Origin of the sequence: Mesorhizobium sanjuanii, from assembly GCF_002529485.1 — a bacterium.
Taxonomy (GTDB): Bacteria; Pseudomonadota; Alphaproteobacteria; order Rhizobiales; family Rhizobiaceae; genus Mesorhizobium; species Mesorhizobium sanjuanii.
In genome coordinates this window covers 1-1,445 of sequence record NZ_NWQG01000062.1, presented here as the reverse complement: position 1 = coordinate 1,445, position 1,445 = coordinate 1, and the positions used below count along the sequence as shown (strand labels likewise).

The 1,445-nt window shown below is 57.5% G+C and carries 1 protein-coding gene; it reads left to right on the top strand.

The genetic code is table 11. The features are described from left to right. The first annotated feature begins 48 nt into the window (after positions 1-48). A protein-coding gene (locus tag CN311_RS11750; protein ID WP_425351067.1) for an IS3 family transposase occupies positions 49-1,418 on the top strand; the annotation gives its coding sequence in 2 pieces (ribosomal slippage) (positions 49-546 and positions 549-1,418; 1,368 coding nt in all). Positions 1,419-1,445 lie beyond the last annotated feature (27 nt).

Genomic DNA, 1,445 nt, shown 5'->3' with positions numbered 1-1,445 from the left:
CTCGTGAACTGACCCCCGAAAGTTGGACACAACCTTCGGGGGTTTTGCATGTCCAGACACAGCGAGAGTTTGAAGCGCTCAGTGGTCGAGCTCTATTTGGGGGGCGAGGAAAGCTACGCGAGTACTGGGGCTGCCTATGACGTCGATGCCGCGACGGTTCGCAAATGGGTCGCGCTTTATCGGGCGCACGGGGATGCTGGCTTATCGCGCAAGAGCAGCCGCTACGACGCTGAATTCAAGCTGTCGGTCCTTGCGCGGATGTGGAATGATGGTTTGTCCCACCGGCAGGCGGCGGCGCTGTTCAATATCCGCAATGCTGGCTGCCTTTCGGATTGGGAGCAGCGCCACAAGAGAGGTGGGCTAGAGGCGCTCATCCCGCGCCCCAGAGGACGACGACGAACCATGCCAAAACCGCCGGCGCCTGAGCCCTCGGGGCTGCCCGATGCGCACAATGATGAAGCCAAGGGCCGTGAAGCGTTGCTTGCGGAACTGAACTATCTGCGCATGGAGAACGCCTACCTAAAAAAACTGGAGGCCTTAACGTCGGAACGCGCGCCCAAAGAGCGCAAGCCGTCCAGGCGTTAAGGCCGTTCCATCCGCTTGAGGGTCTGCTGAAGGTGGCGGGTCTGTCTCGCAGCACGTTCTACTACAGGCAGAAGGTGGCGACGTGCGTCGATCGCCATGCAGCGCTTAAGGAAAAGATCAAAGCCATCTTCGACAGCCACAAGGGCCGCTACGGCTATCGCCGGGTGGTTGCCGCGCTGCGCGGGCTCGGTCGGGTCGTCAATCACAAGACAATACAACGCCTGATGGCCGAGATGGGATTGAAATCTCTGGTGAGACCGAAGAAGTACCGTTCCTACAAAGGAGATGTCGGGCGAGCGGCTCCCGATCTCGTCCAGCGCCAGTTTGGCGCTGACAGCGCTAACTGCAAATGGGTGACCGATGTGACAGAGTTCAATCTGGCCGGCGACAAACTCTATCTCTCGCCGGTCATGGACCTCTACAATGGCGAGATCATCGCCTTCGAGACATCAAGGCGTCCGCTCTTCAAGCTGGTGGACAACATGTTGACCAAAGCCCTCAAGCGGCTCGATGAAAACCAACGACCGATCCTGCATTCCGACCAGGGATGGCAGTACCGGATGCCAGACTATCAGCTCAGGCTCCAAGCGCGGGGTATAGCCCAGAGCATGTCACGTAAAGGCAACTGCCTCGACAACGCACCCATGGAAAGTTTCTTTGCCATACTCAAATCCGAACTCTTCCATCCCGGCCCCTTCGAGACCATTCAGAGCCTGAAAGACGGGATCGAGGACTACATCCACTACTACAACCACCATCGAATCAAACTGAAACTAAAAGGGCTGAGCCCTGTGCAATACAGAACCCAGCCCTTAAATCTGCCCGTTCCTTAAACCGTCCAACTTTTTGGGGTCAGTTCA